Source organism: Chamaesiphon sp. VAR_48_metabat_135_sub (assembly GCF_031418915.1).
In the GTDB taxonomy this organism is placed as follows: Bacteria; Cyanobacteriota; Cyanobacteriia; order Cyanobacteriales; family Chamaesiphonaceae; genus Chamaesiphon.
In genome coordinates this window covers 1-2,491 of record NZ_JANOJV010000004.1, presented here as the reverse complement: position 1 = coordinate 2,491, position 2,491 = coordinate 1, and the positions used below count along the sequence as shown (strand labels likewise).

The following is a 2,491-nucleotide window of genomic DNA, read 5'->3' as shown; positions in this document are numbered from 1 at the left end:
TCGCAGCATTTCGTCCAAATCGGGCAAAGGTGGTGGGATAATTTCCTGCTCGACGGCATCAGCTAACTGCTCTAACACTAACGAAATTCGATCCACAAAGGTTGCTAATTCAGGCAGTGGCACAGTCGAACGAAAATATTTGAGATGTACTGCCAAAACTGTGATGGCATTAGTAAAACGTCCGATATATACCAGCAGCGTCATCACGGGTTCGACTAATTCTGGGTGCATCTTTGGTTCGCGCAGCAATCCTTGAAATGAGGCTTGGGCATTGCCTACTGCTAGTCCAGTTTGTCGCCGTTGAGCGATAATAGCCGCGCTATGCCCCTTTGTTCCTTGGTAAACAGCCATGACATCATTAAAGTAGGTTTGGGACTCTCTCAGGGCAATGGCGAGTTGACTGGGCAACCGATCTCGCTCCCAATTCGGCCAGATTAAGTAATGACTGCCGAATGCCAATCCCGCGCCAATTAAGGTATTCAACACGCGAACCTCGGCAAATTGCCAACCCGTAGAATTACTGATATCGGTAATTAGTAAGATAAATATTGACAGAAACACCACTGAATAACCGTAGTTAAAATCAATCAGAGCAACGCCGAAAAATACTGTCAGCACGATCGCGATGTCTAATACAGGCTTACTCGCGATTGTGCAAATTAGCACAGCGGCTATCACTGCACCCAGAATCGTCCCCCCAATCCGCTGAAAAAACCGCTGAAAAGTTACGCCCAAGTTCGGTTTGAGGACTAATATAGTGGTCAGCGTGACCCAATATCCCATTGGTAAGTTGGTGATACTATATAAAATTACGCCTAAACTGAGACTGACACCAAGTCGCAGCGCATGGCGAAAGATTGCTGATTCTAAGGTGAAGTTTTCGGTGAGTAACCTCGATAGCGAATGCTGTTCATCTTTAACTAATAAAAGTGGATCTACATGACGTGGGCTGGTGTTGCTGTTTTCTAACAGAGATTTAGCCGACTGAGCCGCGTATTGTAATTGTTCGAGCGGTTTTTCGATTGTCAGCACTAAATTACTCAGCGCAACGAGATTTGTATAGTCTGTTTTACTCCCTGATATTGCTTGTCTTTGTCGGTGTTCTCGTTCTTTTAGTGCATTGTAAATGCGATTGAGATTGTCGAGATCGATATCAGCATATTTACCAACAATGACTTTGGAGATCGATCTAAACACGATCGACATTTGGACGAATGTATCGTCTATTAATGGCTGAACTGCCTGATATTGATTTTGGTGAGCATGGGTTTCGAGTAATTCGGTGAGGGCAATAACTGAGCCAAGCAAACGATCTCCATCTTGAGTTAGCACGAGTAACTGCTCCCCCATCCAACTTTGTGCTGACTGTCTAATTCGGGCGGCACCTAATACATTGCGGGCTGTTTCTAATGTTTTTCTAATCTCTAGAATATTTTCAGTTGTGGGGACTCCAGATTCAAATCTCTTCAGGTATTTAGCGAGCGCATCGAAGCAATTAGCTACCGCAATTCTGAGCAGATTGTAAGGTTTAAATGGCCACATTACTAGGGAAAGTAACGTCGCCCAGCCACCAGCAATTAGACATAATAGCGATCGCATCAATGCTATATCTAAATCTCCTGGTAAAGCAATCGTCGAAATAAATGATGTCCCAACTACCAGCCCGACATTGGCACCAGTATTACCATATAGTGAGGCAAATCCTGAAGCCATTCCCCACAAAAATGTCAAGATGACAGCGAGGATCGGAATACTAGCAACTAGAGTACCGATAAATACCGAGATAGTGATGCCGAAAGTGGCGATCGCCATCGCTCTGGCTTTAATCTGGTAAGAGCCAGCAACGTTGACAAAATTGACAAAGTAAGCGATTAAACCAACAAATAATCCGCTTTCTCTCTGGTTAATTAGTTGCCCAATCAACATCGGAACTCCCAATGATAATGCAGCCCGCAAGCCATTTGCGAGTGCTGGTTTTCCTGCTGCTGACTGGATGAGGAAGCTGAAAAAACTATGTTCATTTAACATGAGATTCATCAACAATTAAATTGCGTTATTTGACTTCAATTACGCCCCGAAACATTCTCATGCCACAGGTAAAAGCATATTCTCCCGTCTTCGTAGGTGTAAATTTAACAGTTGTTGTTTGCCCGACAGGTAAATGGGTGCTAATCCCAAAGTCGGGAATTAATACCTCGTCTAAACAAGAATTATTATCTAGCCGATCGAATGACAACCGCACAGGTTCGCCACTATTAACAACAACTCGATCTGGACGATAGCCACCATCAACCGTAATTAATACTTCCTGCACACCATTAGTTTGAGTAGCTTGTTGTTGCTGCTGTTTGCGTCCCAGAAACCACCAGAGTTCGCCACCAACTAAGGTTAGTCCACCCAAAACTACGCCGATTTTGATTGGTAAAGGCTGTTCTATTTTGCGGAACGATCGATCTGTCGGCGAGTGGGGCATATCTGACTCACTCATCGG

At 44.3% G+C, this 2,491-nt stretch carries 2 protein-coding genes; both read right to left on the bottom strand.

Annotation, left to right across the window (positions count from 1 at the left end; translation table 11 throughout):
* A partial coding sequence (locus tag RMO55_RS00120; RefSeq protein WP_310421643.1) for an FUSC family protein occupies positions 1 to 2,028 on the bottom strand: 2,028 nt, incomplete at its 3' end.
* 25 nt (positions 2,029 to 2,053) lie between these two features.
* Positions 2,054 to 2,488 (bottom strand): cupredoxin domain-containing protein, encoded by a 435-nt coding sequence (locus tag RMO55_RS00115; protein WP_310421647.1) that lies wholly within the window; start codon positions 2,486 to 2,488, stop codon positions 2,054 to 2,056.
* Positions 2,489 to 2,491 lie beyond the last annotated feature (3 nt).